We start from the raw sequence: 17,154 nt of genomic DNA, 5'->3' as shown, positions 1-17,154 counted from the left end.
TGAGAACTATTAGTAAAAGAGAAGTATAATTAAAGTCATCCTACGACTTGATCGTAGGATCCAGAAATAAGGCTTAATATGGCTTTTGTATATATAATGGCGAGTAAGGTTAACGGAACGCTTTATATAGGTGTGACTTCAAATCTCGTGAAGAGGGTATATGAACATAAAAAAGACTTTGTTGATGGTTTTACAAAAAAATATGATGTTAAGATGCTTGTTTACTATAAGCAGTTTGAAAATATTAAAGATGCCATTTATCGAGAAAAGAGGTTGAAAACTTGGCAAAGAAAATGGAAGCTAGATTTGATAAATAAGTTCAATCCTCTATGGTTGGATTTGTATGATAACATACTCAAATAAATGGATACTACGGTCAAGCCGTAGTATGACAAACTGGACTGAGAATAACAAAATGAAAAAATATGATGTTGTAATTGTTGGTGGTGGTATGGTGGGCTTAAGCCTTGCCTTGGCGTTGCACCATAATGGTTTACAAGTTGCTGTTATCGAAGCAAAAGATGTTAAAAACAAGCCTTTAGACTCAGGTAGAATAGAGACGAGAGTTAGTGCGATTAATCACACTTCAAAAAGATTGCTACAAGAACTTGGTGTCTGGAATAATATCAAAAATAATCGTATATCTCCGTATTATCAAATGCGAGTATGGGATGATGAACCTGGCGAAACTATTAGTATCACAGCAGAAGAAATAGCCGAACATAGCTTAGGTTGCATTGTTGAGAATGATGTTATCACTCAAGCGTTAATTGAAAAAATAAGTGATACTGGTATCGAGATTTTTGCTAATCAAAAAATTGAGAAAATCCAAAAAAATGGTAATACTGAGAAAATTATTTTAGCTGATAAAATCATCGAAACTAGCCTAATAGTTGGAGCTGATGGCGCTAACTCATTTATTCGTGATTATTTTAATTTTGAAACTAAGGTTAAACCATATAAACATACAGCTATAGTTGCAACTCTTGAGTTAGAAAAAGAGCATCATTTGACAGCATATCAGCGATTTTATGATAAGGGCGTGTTAGCATTTTTACCACTAGAAAAGTCAAGTAAAGCCTCTATAGTTTGGTCTGTAAAAACTGACTATGCTAAGTTTTTGATGAGCTTATCGGATGATAAGTTTGAGCAAGAGTTAGCAACAGCAATTGGTAATACTCTTGGAAGTGTGAAGCTTCTATCAAAAAGATTTAGTTTTGAGCTAATTCAGCGTCATGCTACAAGCTATGCAAAAGATAATGTTGTATTGATTGGTGATGCGGCACATACAATTCATCCGTTGGCTGGGCAGGGTGTGAATATCGGTTTTAAAGATGTGATTGCTCTAACTAAAGTAGTAAGTGAAGCTTTTGCAAAAGGGCGTTTAATTGGTCATATTTCAACTCTTGATAAGTATCAACGTGAAAGAAGGCTTGATAATAAAAAAATGATAGCTCTAATGAAAGCATTTAAAGAAGTCTTTGCTAGCGAAAATGATTATATTAAAAAAGCTCGTAGAGCTGGATTTGAGTTCGTTGATAAAAATAGTATTGTTAAAAGTCTAGTGGTGAAGCAGGCTTTGTAAATAGAAAGAGATCCCTGAGCGGAGTCGAAGGGTCGTTCTTTAAAAAAATCTGTAATCATAGTGAGAATATAAGCATGAGTAATGATTTAGAAGTTAAACATCAAAAAACTAAATTTGATGTTTTAAAAGAAGAAATAAAATACCTAGAGCAAGGTATACAAGATAATCATATTAATTTTGATGAAGAGTTTAAGAGAATAACTTATGTATTTCAAAATAAATCAAGAAATATAGATAATCCAGAAGAAAGAGTTCAGGCAGATACCTTTTTAAAACTTGTATATGACTATGATTATAGCCCAGAGTATATAAATCAATTTGAAAGTGTACAAGACGGTTCTACTAGAAAAGAAGTAGATATGGTCGTCTATGATGACAAGGCACATGAAACTCCTAAGCTAATTGTAGAGTGTAAAAAACAAGAAGTTTCAGAGTCAGAATATCGTCAGGCAGTAGAGCAGGGTTTTAGCTATGCGAGATTTATCTCTCGAACTATCAAGTATATTTGGGTGACATCTGGTATTTTAAATGAGTATTTTAGGTTTGATAAAGATAAAAATCTAAAAGAGACATTACCAGATATTCCTAAGTTTGGTGAAGATCGAGTGCCACCATTTAAGTATGCTAAAGGTGGAGTTTGTAAAGAAGCCAAATATAAAGCCTATAAAGATAAAAAGTTTAAAGATATCCAAACAGTGTCAGAAGGTGAGTTAACTAGGATTTTTAAACAAGCGCATAATGCACTTTGGGCAGGAGGTCAGCTAAATCCTTCGGAAGCTTTTGACGAGCTAGATAAGTTGATTTTTTGTAAGATTTGGGATGAGAGATATAACCTTGAGGGTAATAATAAAAAAGCCCGTAAAAAAGGTGAAGTATATCATTTTCAAGTAATACAAGAAGATTTAACAAAAGAAGATAAAGAAAAAAATAGGGATGAAGATTATCGTACTAATAAAGCTTTAGCTGAGCGAGTAAGATATATTTATAATCGCGGTAAAGAGTTTGATAAAGAGGTCTTTAAAGATGATATTAGGCTCTCAGACTATAGAATTAGAACAATTGTAAATTATCTACAAGGGGTAAACCTTAATAAGACAGATTTAGATAGCAAAGGTCGAGCTTTTGAAACTTTTATGGGAAGTTTTTTTAGGGGTGATTTTGGGCAATATTTTACGCCACGACCTATAGTTAAGTTTGTTGTAGATGTTTTAAATATTAAAAACACGAATAGAGTATTAGACACATCTTGTGGTAGTGGTGGATTTCTGTTGCATGCTTTGGATAAGGTTAGAAGTCAAGCGGATGAAGAGTATCCTGACTACGAGGAAGATAGAGAGCAAGATAGAGCTCACCATAACTATTGGCATGATTTTGCAGAGAAGAATCTCTTTGGTATAGAGATAAACGAGCAAATAGCTAGAACTGCTAAGATGAATATGATTATTCATGATGATGGTCATACAAATGTAATAGCTAGTGATGGATTAGTTAGCTTTGATGAAATGCAAAAGACAAATAAAGAGTTTAAAGCTAGCTCTATGGATTTTATTATTACAAATCCACCGTTTGGGAGTAAAATTAAGCAAACAGAAAAAGCATATTTACATCAGTATAATTTAGGTGTATCAGATATTGATTGGCTAGACTTAAAAACTAAGAAAATCAAAGGTAAAGACTCCCAGAGTACAGAGGTTCTATTTATAGAGCAATGTTATAGATTTTTAAAAGAAAATGGCTTTCTTGCGATAGTTATACCTGATGGGATACTTACAAATAGCTCATTACAATATGTAAGAGATCAAATAGAAGATTGGTTTAGGCTCGTGGCTGTAGTGTCTATGCCGCAGACAGCATTTGCTGCAAATGGTGCAGGTGTCAAAAGTTCGGTGCTTTTCTTGAGAAAGTGGCCAGCTATAAAAAGCCAAGCTTATAAGCAATTAAAAGTAGATTTACAGAATAATATAAAAGATTCGCAAGGCTATGAAAATACTTCTAAAGCTATAGAAGCTGAGAAAAAAAGTGTTATAAAAAATCATACTGGATTTATAAACACTACAGCAGAAACTGACAAAAAAACTATAGAAAAAACACAAGAGTTTAAAGATTGGAAAACAGAAATCTCAGCAGAATATAATCAAAAGTTAGCAGATTTCAAAGAAAAGCTAACAGATTTATATCAGGAGCAGAGAAAAGAGCAAATAAAAGCTCAAAATCTTGATTATCCTATATTCATGGCAATAGCTGAAAATATTGGCTACGATGCAACAGGTAAAGAAACTGGTAATAATGAGCTAGATGAAATACAGCAGCATCTAACAAAATTTATCAAGGATATTGAAGATGACAGAATATAAACTTGATAGTTCTGTAGATAATAATAAAGTCTTTTTAGTGGATTATTCTGAAGTATTTGGCAAAAGACTTAACCCACAGGCTTATAGAAATATTTTTAATTTTGATAAAGTAAATTCTGTTAAGCTCAAAAAAATAGCATATATTGATCCAATAACTTCTTTTTCATCTTTAAAAAAGAGTGAAAAAATTACATTTATACCTATGGATGCTGTTTCTGATAAAAATGGGATAGTTTTTAAAAATTACACAAAAGAAGTTAGTGAGTCTAAGGGCTATACTAGATTTAAGCAAGGTGATTTAATCTGGGCAAAAATTACACCTTGCATGCAAAATGGAAAATCAGCAGTTGTAGAAAAAACTTTAAATGGTTATGCGTGTGGTTCTACAGAATTTTTTGTAATTAGAGCTAAGGCTAATGATATAAATATTAAATATTTACATTTTTTGTTAAGACATAAAAGTGTTTTGGCGGAAGCACAAAATTATTTTGGTGGATCAGCAGGCCATCAAAGAGTATCAAAAGATTTCTTAGAAAATTTTGATGTTCCATTACTTCCTATAGAAATCCAAAAGCAAATAGTTAAAAAATATGAACAAGCCTATCAACAAAAGCAGCAAAAAGAACAAAAAGCAAAAGAATTACTAGCTAGTATAGATAGTTATCTATTAGATAAGCTTGGAATAGAATTACCAGAAAAAGACAATTCACTACAAGCTAGAATTTTTACTACAGATTTTAGTGACGTTAGTGGTAGTAGATGGGATTGTGATTATAATAATAAATATTTTAATGAGATTGAAAATATAGTTTTAAAATCATCTAAAAACAAATATGAAATGTGTGCTCTAACAAATATAGCAGATGATATTTTTCAAGGAGTTGGTAGAAATTTAATAGATGATTCGAAAAATATATTATTAAAAGTAAAAAACATAAGATTTGACAATAATATTGATTATGAAAATGTAGAAAATTTAAATATAGATTCTGAAGTAAAAAAACTTAAGAAAGGTGATATTATTTCGCCGTTTATAGGTGAAGCGGTAAGACTATATAAATTTGCTGTATTTGAAAATGAAGCTGTAGATAATAATTACTTTGTAGATAATAATACAGGAGTAATAAGATTAGGTAGCAAAGCTAATCCATTTTATATTCAAGCATTACTATCATCAGCTTTAGGAAGAATACTTATTGATAAGCTTATTGGTGGTGGTGGAGTACCATTTATAGGCTCTAGTAATATGAAAAATATAAAAATACCACTACCACCACTTACACCGGCACAAGCAAAAGATGGTGAAATATCGCAACAAGAGATAGTAGAACATATCTCAGCTATTCGAGCAGAAGCTAAGCAGTTACAAGAGGAAGCTATAGCAGATCTAGAAACTACAAAAGCAGAGATAGAAAAGATGATTTTGGGATAATTCTCCTCTTGAGAGGAGTACCTTGCGGAGCAAGGGGAGGTGTGGCCGATAAGAGTTAAGCTAAATGATAAAGTTAGCTTTTAAAACACACCCCACCAACAAGTTGGCACCCCTCTCAAGAGGGGAATTTAGAAAAATAGTCATACTACGGCACTGACCGTAGTATCCATAGATAAAGTATAGTTTAGCTATAAAAATAGATTCTATAGTTAAGCCATAGAATGACATACAATAAGAAATTCCCCTTCGATTGGAAGGGGTGGCAGTCGCAGACTGACGGGGTAGTTTGGAAAAGTATAAAGATAGCAAGAGACTATAATTTTAGAAATGAAAAGAATATTGCCATATAATCCAAAACTAAAAGGTAGAGCAAAAGAGCTTAGAAAAGCTGGCGTTTTATCAGAAGTTTTATTATGGCAAGAGCTAAAAGCTCGTAAATTTTTAGACCTAGATTTTGATAGGCAGAAGATCGTTGGTAACTATATTGTTGACTTCTATTGTGATGCTTTGCAGTTAGTTATAGAGATAGATGGATTAAGTCATAATGATAAATATGAATATGATAGAATTAGAGATTCATATTTATTAGGCTTAGGTTTAAAAGTTTTACATATACAAGATATAGATGTTAAAAATAATCTAGATGGCGTGATGAAATATCTAAAAGATTATTGTGAAAAGTTAGGTGTTAATAACACACCTCCCTCTGCATAGCAGAGTACTCCTCTCAAGAGGAGAATTGTTAAAAAGGAAGTTTGAAAATGAAAACAGACGATTTTGATTATAAATTACCAGAAGAACTAATAGCTAGTTATCCATTAGAGAATCGTGATGCTAGTAGATTATTAAAATTGAGTAAGCAAACAGGTGAAATAGTAGATCATAAATTTACTGATTTTATAGATTTTATAAATGAAGGGGATTTGCTTGTTTTTAATAATAGTAAAGTAATGCTTGCTAGGTTATATGGTGAGAAAATAACAGGTGCAAAACTTGAGTATTTAATAGAAAAAGTTAAGACACCAAAGCTTTTTGAAACGCATATTAAAGCAAACCGTGCACCAGCCGTTGGAAGTGAGATATATGTTCAAGATACGCCAGCTATAGTGCTAGAAAAAGATGGTGGAATGTATCTACTTGAACTACAGGGTGAAAAAGATATTTATCAGCTTATGGAAGAGTTTGGACATATTCCATTACCTCCATATATGAAGCGTGATGATGAAGAGTTTGATGCTGAGAGATACCAAACTGTATATGCAAAAGATCTTGGCTCAGTTGCTGCTCCTACAGCAGGCCTGCACTTCTCAGATGAGTTGATGCAACAGATAAAAGCTAAAGGTGTTGATACAGCTTATATAACGTTACATGTTGGATCTGGGACTTTTAAACCAGTACAAGTTGATGATGTAAATAATCACAAAATGCACTCAGAAGTTATATCTGTACCTGAAGATGTATGTGAAAAAATTCGTCAAACTAAAGCAAATGATGGCAGAGTAATTGCTATTGGTACAACTTCTGTACGCTCACTTGAGACAGCGGGGCAAAGTGGTGAAATTCAACCTTATCAAGGTGAAACAGATATTTTCTTATATCCAGGTAAAAAGTTTAATGTAGTTGATGCTATGATTACTAATTTCCATTTGCCAAAATCTACACTTATAATGCTAGTGAGCGCATTTGCAGATAAAGAAAAAATTATGAAAGCATACGAGCATGCCATAGCGTCAAAATATAGATTTTTTAGCTATGGCGATGCTATGTTTATTTATTAAAAGAATAGATCCCTGAGCGGAGTTGAAGGGTCGAAATAGGAAATATAATGAAAAATAAGGCATTCTTTTTTGATATTGATGGAACTTTGGTACATGAAAAAAAAGGTCAACTTTTTGTTTCTGATAAAAATATTCAGGCTATAAAAGCTTTGAGAAAACAAGGGTATAAAACTTTTATCGCAACAGGTAGAACACAAGGCTTTGTACCCCAAGCTGTTTTGGATCTTCCTATGGATGGTTTTATAACAGCAAATGGTTCTGTTGTAAGAGTTAAGGATGAGCTTATTTATGAGAAGCTTTTTCCACAGCATGCTATAGATAAAGTTTTAGAATTCTGTGAGAAGCATAACCATGATTGGCTTTTTGAAGGAAAGTTCGCTTATGTAAATAATCTTGAGTCAGAAGATCTTAATTATTTTTATAATAATGTAATTGTTAATAAGGATAAGATTATTACAACCCATAACTTGTATAACGTTACGATTTATAATGCTTTAGTGCTTGGTAAAAAAGTTGACTCTATTGCATTACAGCATGCTTTAGGTGATGAGTATGTGGTAGCTCCACATGATGAAAATGGTTATGTGGATTGTTATCTTGCAGGTCATACCAAAGCAAATGGCATAGATAAAGTGGTAGAAAATCTTGGTTTAGAAGATTATGAAACTTATGCTTTTGGTGATGGTAATAATGATCTAGAGATGTTTGATCGAGTAGATGTTGCAGTGGCAATGGAAAATGCTTCTGAGCGATTAAAAGAAAAAGCTAATTTGATAACTAAAGCAAACTATCATGACGGTGTTTATTATGGTTTGAATAAGTTAGGTTTACTATAAATTACTAAGATCATATAGTAAGGGATTCGTTATGAGACAACAGATTTTGTTAACTTGGGGTATATTAGTATCAACTTTATCTCTATCGTATGCAAAAGAAGATGTGTTTAAAGGTAGTGATTTGATTTCAACAGATGTAGGAGCTGTTTATACTTATACTTCACCAAATACAAAATATCCTGAAGCAAGAAAATATGATAGGTTTGTAAAAAGCTGTAATGAAAATAAAACACAATGTACTTATCAGCTAAGAAATTATGACTCTGAAGGTAAACCAAGTGGTTATAGTGAATACACTTATGTTATTAAAGATGGGGCGGTTTATCAAACAAACTCTATGAAAGTCAAAGATAGTGATGGTAAGATTCGTACGATGAAGCTTGGAGATTCAGAGCTTCAAGAGCCGCCTTTATTTCCTAAAAAAATAGAGCTAAATAAAGTTGAAAGTAGTTCAAATAGTTATGATGGCTATACTGTTAATGAAAAATCAAAGTATACAAAATTAATTCCAAAAATTGATATAAATGGAAATACATATAATAGCTGTGTTCAGTTTGAATTAGAAAATAATGTAGATTATAAAGATCAGCCTGATAGAAATACTAAATATAATTCTATATCTATTTATTGTAAAGGTATTGGTGAGGTTTATACTAAATACAGTATGCTTAATAACAAGGATGAATATCTTAATGGTCAAAAAGATATTGTTTCATCCTTATATTCAATAACAAGTAAATAATAAACTTTAATCCTTATAAACTTCAGTTATTAAGAGGCTTTGTAAATGCCAAAACATAAAAAAGCGGAGCATTTATTAAGGCAATAATATATTTGATAACTAAAGTAGATATGATGATTTCTATAGTATATTCTTTTGGTATTATTCCAGCTAATGCAAATCCACATGTGATAAGAGTAGTGTCTAATATTTGAGATATTAAAGTTGAGCCAGTATTTCTTAGCCAAAGCCATTTAATATCTGAGCTATAGCTTTTTAGCTTAGAATAGATAAGTACATCAAATAATTGTGATATTAGATATACGAGGTTACCTATAATTACTGCTTTTAAAGCTCCCCCACCGATTGAGAAGAAAAGATCTAAAGAATGGTTAACATCATTATAAAAATTATCTTGTAAGCTGATAAATAGTGTTGAGATAAACATTAACAATACAAAGGAAAGACCAAAGAAAACAGATTTTAATACTGCTGCTTTAGCCTCTTGTCTTCCATATTTTTCGTTTAGTAAATCATTGGCAGTAAATATGCCACCAAACATTACATTACCAAGAGTTGCAACTATATGAAATCCAGCAATATCATAAGCAACGCCTTTATTTACTTGGATATTAGCAGCTATTACACTTACAACAATAAATACATGTAAGCCTTTTTTACCAAATAATTTGAATGATAAAAATAGAATAAGAAAGTCTATAAAAGTAAATAATATTAATAGTTCAAAGTTTGTCATTTGTTTTCCTATAGTTTTGCTAACCCTGGATAGTTACGAACAGGGGATTAAAAAATCTGTTATAATATAGCAAAACCAATGGTTAATAACAAATAAAGTTTAGAGAGGTGTATATGCGTTTTGCCCATGTGATGCTGCGAGTTAAAAACCTAGAAGAGTCTATAGAATTTTATACAAATGTATTAGGTATGACAGTTCAAAAAAAAATGGAAAACTCAGAATATAAATATACTTTGGTATTTCTTGGCTATGGAGATATTTCTAATCATACAGTATTAGAGTTGACATATAACTGGGGTGATCATGAATATGACCATGGTAACGCTTTTGGACATCTATGTATGCAGGTTGATGATGTATATAAAGCCTGTGAAGATGTTAAAGCAAAAGGTGGTATTGTATCTCGTGAGGCAGGGCCTCTAAAAGGTGGAACACAAGTCATAGCTTTTATCAAAGATCCTGATGGATATTCTATCGAGCTTATTGAAAAAGCTTAATAATAAAAATATGCTAAATATAATAATTATACGTGGCTATTATAGTAAAGGTGATAGCGTTGAATGTGTGAATGTTGATGGTGTTAAGGTTAAAGTAACTACTGTTGCTTTAGGGCGTCCTGTTTTTGTCAAAAGAAAGCTAAAAAGAATTATTCATAAATATAATATAAACTCAGGTAAGTATGACTTGATTTATGCAATATCAATGTCAGCAGGAATATCTTCGCTAATAGATGAAGCCTTATATGAGAAACTTCATTTAATAACACCTTTCTTTATTCATCATAAGACAATGCGCGTTCTAAGAAAAGTTAGGCTTAGAAAAATGCTGGGAGCGTATTTTTTATTACTTATGAATGGAAAGCTTGGAAAGTTTAATGAAGCTATAAGAGTAACACTTGCAGAGCATGATAATATAGTCGATAACGGGTTCTTTGAAAGTACATGGGGAAGCGTTGAGCTTCTTGAAGGTATTGATCATACGCTTAGTAAAGAGGTTGTTGAAGATGTTATTAGAAAAGATATCCTAAATCTAAGAAATGAAGTATTAGATGACAAGGTAGATTGAAATTAATCCAAAATTTTTCAGCTCTATCCTCTAGAAATTGTAGAGTGATGTATTAGCCAATAAATAAAAAGTCCCCAAATGCCAAAAACTAAACCAACTAAAATCCATATATTTTTTGGTAAAAGTATCGTAGTTAGTCTTCTATCTAAAACTTTAGGAATATCTTTTGCTATTCCTAGCCCACAGAATATATGAATTAGAACTGTAAATGCTGTAATAATAGGTAGAGAATTATTGATCAATGTAGCTGACATTGTATTGATATCCATACTCGTAGCCTTAAAATACTATTTTTGAATGAGCTTCGGAGCTGTAGGTATTATTATAATGATCTCGAATTATTTCAATCACCTCATCTACAGTATCAACTAAATGTAATATTTTAAGATCATCTCTATCAATTACACCATTCTCTATCATAGTTGTTTTTATCCAGTTCATTAAGCCACCCCAAAAATCTTTTCCGAAAAGAATAATAGGCATAAATGCTTTTTTACCAGTTTGAATAAGAGTTGATATATCAAATAACTCATCCATAGTGCCAAAGCCTCCTGGCATAACTACATAAGCCATAGAGTGTTTAATAAACATTGCTTTACGAGTAAAGAAATATCTATAAAGCAAGCTAATATCTTGGAAAATATTTGGTTTTTGCTCATGTGGTAGTGTTATATTAAGTCCAACACTGTGAGAGCAACCTTTAGATGCACCTTTATTTCCGGCTTCCATCATTCCCGGACCACCACCAGTAATTATCGTGAAACCATGATTTGATAATTTCTCAGCAATGTTAACAGCTTCTTTATAATATCTATTATCTTCTTTAATTCTTGCAGAGCCAAATATGCTTACAGCAGGGGTTAAGTTATCTAAGCGTTCATACCCTTCGACAAGTTCAGAAGTGATTTTCATGATATTCCAAGTCTCTTTAGCTCTATCAAAAGTTATTTCACCATTATGAGAAGGTACTATTTTTTTATTTTTACATTCCATCAGACAGCCTTATATAAATTAAGCTAGTGTTTTATTGTGTGATTAACTATAATTATATCTATTAGTTTGGAATATTTGTACTATATAGTCATTAAGTTTATATAGTAGATATTGAGTTTAAATAAAAAATCCAAAAAGGAGAATACGAATGGGTTTTCTAGCAGGTAAGAAAATACTAGTAACAGGTCTTTTAAGTAATAAATCTATCGCTTATGGTATAGCAACGGCTTTACATAGAGAAGGTGCGGAGCTTGCATTTACTTATGTAGGTCAGTTCAAAGATAGAGTTGAAAAATTAGCAGCAGAATTTAATCCAGCAGCGGTTTTGCCATGTGATGTAACTTCAGATCAAGAGATGAAAGATCTTTTTGTTGATCTTGGTAAAGTTTGGGATGGTCTTGATGGTATTATCCACTCTATTGCTTTTGCTCCTCGTGATCAGTTAGGCGGTGATTTTGTTGATACTGTAACTCGTGAAGGTTTTGCAGTTGCTCATGATATCAGTGCTTACTCTTTTGCTGCATTAGCTAGAGAAGGTCGTGCAATGATGAAAGGTAGAAAAGGATCTATTGTTGGTCTTACTTATATTGGTGCTGAAAAAGCTATGCCTAGCTATAACACTATGGGTGTTGCAAAAGCATCTCTAGAGGCTACTATGAAATATACTGCTCTTGCTCTAGGTCCAGATGGAATCAATGTAAACTGTGTATCAGCTGGTCCAATCAAGACTCTAGCGGCATCAGGTATTTCTAATTTCAAAAAGATGCTTGATTACAATGCTTCAGTTTCTCCACTTAAAAAGAATGTTGATATTATGGAAGTTGGTAATACAGTTGCTTTTCTTTGCTCTGATATGGCTTCTGGTATTACAGGTGAAAATATCCACGTAGACGCTGGTTACCACAGTGTTCTTATGGGTAATGTTCTTTAATTTTTCAAATCTAAAAATCAATAAATTTTCTTAGTTTACTTTAAAGTGTCATGTTCTGATAATTCTTTACTATTGGGGCTTATTTTCAGTATTGCTGTTCTTTTAGAAACTTTATTATATTTGCATATTTTCACATCAATTAATTGTTATTTGTCCTTTAATATCAGAAAAAATTATAAATGATATCAAAACTATTCATTTTACTAATTTAGGTCATGTGTTCATAATTCATGTATCAAAGTTAGCTAGATTTGTAATGGAGTCAAATAATGAAAAAAGCTATTGGAAATTTAATGTTAGCCTCGTTGTGTGTAGCAGGCTTTACACAAGGTGTTGCAAAGACAGGACCTCAATGTTTAGATAAATCTTTTACATTGCAGTTACTTGGTTCTGGTGGACCTATTACAGATGATGCTAGAGCATCTGCTGGTGAATTAATTTGGTTAGATGGCAAGTCTAAGATTTTAATCGATGCTGGTGGTGGTACTTACCTTAGATTTGGTCAATCAGGTGCTAGACTAGAAGATCTAAAATCAATCAATATGACACACTTTCATGCTGATCATTCAGCAGATTTACCAGCAATTTTAAAAGGTGCATATTTCTCTGATAGAAAAGAGAATTTACCATTCTCAGGGCCTACAGGCTCTGGTTTGTTCCCTAGTGCCACTGATTTCTTACAAAGAGTTTTCAGTGAAAAGAGTGGTTCTTTTGCATATTTGCATGGAATACTTACAGCTACAGATGGCTTTCCTTTTAAGCTTGATCCTGTGAAAGATATTGACTACACAAAACTAGAACCTACAAAAGTTCTCTCTAATGATGAGTTCACAGTTTGGGCGTTAGGTATCCCTAAGGGTGATGTCCCAACTTTAGCATATAAGATTGTATCTAAGAAAGGAACAATCGTAGTAACAGGTGCTGGTGGTAGTAATAAGCATGACAAGTTTAGAGATGCTTTTGTTAAGTTCGCAAAAAATGCAGATATTTTAATGATGCCAATGCCAATTGATGAAAGTGCAGATGCCGCTGGTAGTTTCCTACATGCTAAACCATCTGTAATTGGTCAAGTTGCTGCTGCAGTGAATCCAAAAGCTTTAGTTTTAAGTCACTTCTTAGGTAAAGGTCTAAAACTTAAAGATGAATCTACCAAGATCGTACAGAAGTACTATAAGGGCCCTGTATATGAAGGTAGGGATTTAGCATGTTTCCCAGTTAATGGAGTTAAATAAGGAGAATTAGAAATGAAAAAAATACCTTTAACAATTGCTTTAACAGCTTCTATGTCATTTGGTGTTGCTTTAGCAGAAGAAGCAAAAGCACCAGTCACGCAAGCTCAAGATTCATCTGAAAGCAGTCCAATTGCTCAAGGTGAAGGTAAATGTGCCAGTGGTAAATGTGGTTCACTTAAAAAGTTTGGTGTAGTAGATGTTAACTCTGATGAGCAAGATGGCAAGCTTGTAAGAGCTAGAGATGGCAAGTGCGGTACTACAGTCGAAAAAAATTATGGTAAGCAAAACAAAAAAGAAATAGCACAATTAGGTAAGTGCTCAAATGGAGTTTGTGGACAATGATTGGTAAGTGTCAAGGTATAGGCTTAAGATCTGAACATCAGTCGATATTATCAGCTCAAAAAGTTGATGGAATTGACTTCCTAGAACTTTCTCCAGAGAATTGGATGGGTTTAGGTGGTTTTAAGCGAGATTATCTTGACAAGGTTGCCGATATTTATCCTATCATAGCCCATGGTTTGAGTTTATCAATAGGTGGATTTCAACCGCTTAATAAGAAATTCTTGAGTGAAGTTAGAACATTCTTAGATGATTACAATATTAAGATATACAGTGATCATCTATGTTTTTCTGATGATGAGAAAGGATACTTATATGATCTTTTGCCAGTACCAAGAGAGAAAGAAAGTATCTCGTATATCTGTAATAGGATAGATCAGGTACAGGAGATTATAAAAAGACCTCTTACATTAGAAAATATTTCATACTATTACCAATATGATAATGATATGAATGAGCTTGATTTCATTAATGAAATTCTAAAGAGAAGTGGTGCGAAAATGCTTCTTGATATAAATAATGTTTATGTAAATGGACATAACCATAATTATGATGCTTATGAGTTTATCAAAGGAATAAATAAAGAAAGCGTCAATTATTACCATATTGCTGGACACTATAAGAAAGATGATTTTATCTTAGATACTCATGGTAAAGATGTAATACAAGAAGTAAAAGAGCTTGCTAAGTTTGCAGTCGAGCAACATGGTTGGCACCCAATGCTACTTGAGCGAGATCATTTTGTACCTAAACTTGATGAATTGGTGAATGAGTTAAATAGCATAACAAATACTATAGAGGGAAAAATATGAATATATCAGAATCTCTAAAAACTAAAATGCAAAACTTTACTCATGCAATTCGTTATGGCAACTCAAATAATGAAAAGATACAAATGTATCGTGAGTTTATAACTGGCAATGTATCGAGTGTTTTAGATAATACTTTTCCTTTCTTTAGTATCCATGCTTCAGAAGAATTAAAACAAAGTATTTTAAAGATTTTTTTTGAAGATAATGTTGCATCTGAGCCAGCATTTCATCAGATTGCTACAGAAATCTTAAAATCTTCGAGATCTGTAGAGATGAGTGAGGAGTTATCCAAGCTAATAGAGTTTGAATGGTTACTTTTTTCTATAGAAATAGAAGAGTCTAAAGTTAATGAGAATGATGAAATCACTAAGTCTATAGATTTTGAAAATCTAAAAAGTATAAAAGCAAATCCAACACTAACTTTTATATCATTACCTTTTGATATAAATGATTTAGATGAAAATAAATTAAGTGCAGATAAAGATATCTTATATGCACTTTACCGTAACATAAACCATAGAACTTCATATCAAAGATTATCACCGTTAGAGTTTGCTGTATTAAGCTCAGCTCTAGAAAAAGGTGTAGAGGTTTTTGATTCTGAAGATTTTAAACAAATAAATAATGATCAACGAGAGTACTTAATAAATCGCTTAGTCTCTTGGCATAACCAAAATATGATTAGTTTATCAATATAAGGAGCAATTTATGATAAATAGAGTATATGATGTATATTATAAAATTATCCAAAAGTTTCAGTCTATCGATTTTTTACTTTTATTAGGGATAAGATTGTATTTAGTACCAACAATGTTTGTAGGTGCTAGATCAAAGATTGAGGGTTTTAGCACGACTGTAGCATGGTTTGGAGCGCCAGCTTCTCAAGGCGGTTTGGGTATGCCTATGCCAGAGGTTATGGCATTTTTAGCAACATCTGCAGAGGTGATTGGTTGTATAGGAATTGCTTTTGGTTTATTTACGAGACTTGTCTCAATTCCAATGATGTTTGTGATGGGTGTTGCTGGTGCAGCGGTTCATTGGGTTCATGGTTGGCCAGCTATTGCAGATAAAACAGCAGAGTCTACACAAAGATTAAATGATCTATTTGTATGGTTATCTCAAAATTTCCCAGACAGGTATAACTATGTAACTGCTTTAGGTGATCCTGTTATGCTAAATGGCGGTATGGAGTTTTCTGTTACATACTTCATTATGCTGTTTACATTATTCTTATATGGTGGTGGCAGATATGTAAGTGCAGACCATTGGTTGAAAAAAATATTTATTGGAAAGTAGAATAGCTTTTACTTAAGTCCTAGCTTGATTAAATCATGCATTGTAACAACACCGAGAATATTGTTATCTTTATCAGTTACAGCCAAACTCATGATTTCAAAATCTTCCATCTTTTCTAGAGCTACGATAGCCATATCATCTTTTGAAATAGCTTTTGGAGATTTGCTCATTACCTCACTAATTGGAGTTTGTGAATTAAAACTATTTGCTTCGAACATTCTTCTTAAGTCACCATCTGTGAAGATTCCAAGTAGTTTATTATCTTTAACTATTAAAGTACTTCCTAATCCTTTTTTACTAATTTCAAGAATGGCACTACGAATATTATCTGTAGGAGTTATTATAGGGAGTTCTTCTCCTTTACGCATAATATTTTCGACTTTTAAAATCAGTTTTTTACCAAGAGCACCACTTGGGTGAGAGAAAGCAAAATCTTGAGCAGAAAAGTTCTTTGCTTTTAGTAGAGCAATAGCTAAAGCATCTCCTAGAACCAGTGTCGCTGTTGTACTAGATGTTGGAGCAAGGTTTAGTGGGCATGCTTCTTTCTCAACGCCAAGGTTTAAAATTACATCGCTATTTTTTGCCATCAAAGAATTATTATTGCTCGTGATAGAGATTACAGGAATTCCAAGGTGCTTAATCATAGGCATTAATCCCATAATTTCACTAGAGTTTCCAGAGTTTGATATAGCTATAAGAACATCTTTATTAGTAATCATACCAAAATCACCATGCCCAGCTTCACCAGGATGTACAAAAAAAGCAGGAGTCCCTGTGCTTGCAAGAGTTGCTGCTATTTTTTTACCTATTTGCCCTGATTTTCCCATACCAGTGATAATTACTCTGCCTTGGTTATTATTCATAATAATGTCACAAGCTTTTGTAAAGCTTTCATCAATTGTATTTTTTAGACTTTCAAGAGCTTGTATTTCAAGTTCAAAAGTTTTTTTAGCATTTTGAATATGTTCCACTTTATTTACCTTCATTAATTATAAAAAGTTATACAAACACAATTATTATAGT

General features: G+C 32.4%; 20 protein-coding genes. 16 read left to right on the top strand and 4 right to left on the bottom strand.

What is annotated here, in order from left to right; all coding sequences use genetic code 11:
• Window positions 1–78: 78 nt before the first annotated feature.
• The 8 genes from QI37_RS02750 (at window position 79) to QI37_RS02715 (ending at window position 8,727) form a co-directional block, all read left to right on the top strand.
• A complete protein-coding gene (locus QI37_RS02750; RefSeq protein WP_040008317.1) occupies window positions 79–363 on the top strand; it encodes a GIY-YIG nuclease family protein in 285 nt (94 codons plus the stop codon).
• Window positions 364–388: 25 nt separating this feature from the next.
• The gene (locus QI37_RS02745; protein WP_052399194.1) at window positions 389–1,585 is read left to right on the top strand and encodes an FAD-dependent oxidoreductase; all 1,197 of its coding nucleotides are present in this window, start codon (window positions 389–391) and stop codon (window positions 1,583–1,585) included.
• A 74-nt stretch (window positions 1,586–1,659) separates the two neighbouring features.
• The gene (locus QI37_RS02740; RefSeq protein ID WP_081946973.1) at window positions 1,660–3,939 is read left to right on the top strand and encodes a type I restriction-modification system subunit M; all 2,280 of its coding nucleotides are present in this window, start codon (window positions 1,660–1,662) and stop codon (window positions 3,937–3,939) included.
• Complete coding sequence (locus tag QI37_RS09880) at window positions 3,926–5,371, top strand: restriction endonuclease subunit S (RefSeq protein ID WP_052399130.1); 1,446 nt, start codon at window positions 3,926–3,928, stop codon at window positions 5,369–5,371. Before QI37_RS02740 ends, QI37_RS09880 begins: the two co-directional genes overlap by 14 nt.
• 327 nt (window positions 5,372–5,698) lie before the next feature.
• Window positions 5,699–6,085 carry an endonuclease domain-containing protein gene (locus QI37_RS02730; RefSeq protein WP_040008316.1) on the top strand — a complete coding sequence of 129 codons (387 nt, stop codon included), beginning with the start codon at window positions 5,699–5,701 and terminating at the stop codon, window positions 6,083–6,085.
• A gap of 47 nt (window positions 6,086–6,132) precedes the next feature.
• Entirely contained in the window at window positions 6,133–7,149 is a 1,017-nt protein-coding gene (gene queA, locus QI37_RS02725; protein WP_040008315.1) for a tRNA preQ1(34) S-adenosylmethionine ribosyltransferase-isomerase QueA, read from the top strand.
• Window positions 7,150–7,196: 47 nt separating this feature from the next.
• Window positions 7,197–7,985, top strand: coding sequence for a Cof-type HAD-IIB family hydrolase (locus QI37_RS02720; protein ID WP_040008314.1), 789 nt, complete (start codon window positions 7,197–7,199; stop codon window positions 7,983–7,985).
• A gap of 31 nt (window positions 7,986–8,016) precedes the next feature.
• Window positions 8,017–8,727: a hypothetical protein gene (locus tag QI37_RS02715; RefSeq protein WP_040008311.1), complete on the top strand. Its 711-nt coding sequence runs from the start codon at window positions 8,017–8,019 to the stop codon at window positions 8,725–8,727.
• A gap of 22 nt (window positions 8,728–8,749) precedes the next feature.
• Here QI37_RS02715 and QI37_RS02710 read toward each other — a convergent pair whose 3' ends face one another.
• A complete protein-coding gene (locus QI37_RS02710) occupies window positions 8,750–9,463 on the bottom strand; it encodes a queuosine precursor transporter (RefSeq protein WP_040008308.1) in 714 nt (237 codons plus the stop codon).
• 113 nt (window positions 9,464–9,576) lie between these two features.
• Here QI37_RS02710 and gloA point away from each other — a divergent pair, with 113 nt between their 5' ends.
• Together gloA and QI37_RS02700 are read left to right on the top strand one after the other, a co-directional pair.
• Window positions 9,577–9,960, top strand: a complete 384-nt coding sequence (gloA, locus tag QI37_RS02705) for a lactoylglutathione lyase (protein WP_040008306.1) — start codon at window positions 9,577–9,579, stop codon at window positions 9,958–9,960.
• A gap of 10 nt (window positions 9,961–9,970) precedes the next feature.
• Window positions 9,971–10,528 (top strand): hypothetical protein, encoded by a 558-nt coding sequence (locus tag QI37_RS02700; protein ID WP_040010659.1) that lies wholly within the window; start codon window positions 9,971–9,973, stop codon window positions 10,526–10,528.
• 23 nt (window positions 10,529–10,551) lie between these two features.
• Here QI37_RS02700 and QI37_RS02695 read toward each other — a convergent pair whose 3' ends face one another.
• Window positions 10,552–10,797, bottom strand: a complete 246-nt coding sequence (locus QI37_RS02695) for a hypothetical protein (protein ID WP_040008304.1) — start codon at window positions 10,795–10,797, stop codon at window positions 10,552–10,554.
• Between the two features lie 10 nt (window positions 10,798–10,807).
• The gene (locus tag QI37_RS02690; RefSeq protein WP_040008302.1) at window positions 10,808–11,521 is read right to left on the bottom strand and encodes an LOG family protein; all 714 of its coding nucleotides are present in this window, start codon (window positions 11,519–11,521) and stop codon (window positions 10,808–10,810) included.
• A gap of 148 nt (window positions 11,522–11,669) precedes the next feature.
• Between QI37_RS02690 and QI37_RS02685 the strand changes: the two genes are divergently transcribed.
• From QI37_RS02685 to QI37_RS02660, 6 genes are all read left to right on the top strand, one after another.
• Window positions 11,670–12,452 (top strand): enoyl-ACP reductase FabI, encoded by a 783-nt coding sequence (locus QI37_RS02685; protein WP_040008301.1) that lies wholly within the window; start codon window positions 11,670–11,672, stop codon window positions 12,450–12,452.
• Between the two features lie 269 nt (window positions 12,453–12,721).
• Window positions 12,722–13,684 (top strand): MBL fold metallo-hydrolase, encoded by a 963-nt coding sequence (locus QI37_RS02680; RefSeq protein WP_040008300.1) that lies wholly within the window; start codon window positions 12,722–12,724, stop codon window positions 13,682–13,684.
• A 12-nt stretch (window positions 13,685–13,696) separates the two neighbouring features.
• A complete protein-coding gene (locus QI37_RS02675) occupies window positions 13,697–14,026 on the top strand; it encodes a hypothetical protein (protein WP_040008297.1) in 330 nt (109 codons plus the stop codon).
• Entirely contained in the window at window positions 14,023–14,835 is an 813-nt protein-coding gene (locus tag QI37_RS02670; protein ID WP_040008296.1) for an MbnB/TglH/ChrH family RiPP precursor modification enzyme, read from the top strand. Before QI37_RS02675 ends, QI37_RS02670 begins: the two co-directional genes overlap by 4 nt.
• Window positions 14,832–15,533: an HvfC/BufC family peptide modification chaperone gene (locus QI37_RS02665; RefSeq protein ID WP_040008293.1), complete on the top strand. Its 702-nt coding sequence runs from the start codon at window positions 14,832–14,834 to the stop codon at window positions 15,531–15,533. The genes QI37_RS02670 and QI37_RS02665 overlap by 4 nt, the downstream gene beginning before the upstream one ends.
• A gap of 10 nt (window positions 15,534–15,543) precedes the next feature.
• Complete coding sequence (locus QI37_RS02660) at window positions 15,544–16,131, top strand: HvfX family Cu-binding RiPP maturation protein (RefSeq protein WP_040008292.1); 588 nt, start codon at window positions 15,544–15,546, stop codon at window positions 16,129–16,131.
• Between the two features lie 8 nt (window positions 16,132–16,139).
• Here the strand turns inward: QI37_RS02660 and QI37_RS02655 are convergent, their stop codons facing one another.
• Window positions 16,140–17,117, bottom strand: coding sequence for a KpsF/GutQ family sugar-phosphate isomerase (locus QI37_RS02655; protein ID WP_144242698.1), 978 nt, complete (start codon window positions 17,115–17,117; stop codon window positions 16,140–16,142).
• Window positions 17,118–17,154 lie beyond the last annotated feature (37 nt).

Source organism: Candidatus Francisella endociliophora (genome assembly GCF_000764555.1).
Taxonomy (GTDB): domain Bacteria; phylum Pseudomonadota; class Gammaproteobacteria; order Francisellales; family Francisellaceae; genus Francisella; species Francisella endociliophora.
Note: the sequence above shows the minus strand (reverse complement) of the source record. Positions and strands in the feature narration are given on the sequence as shown.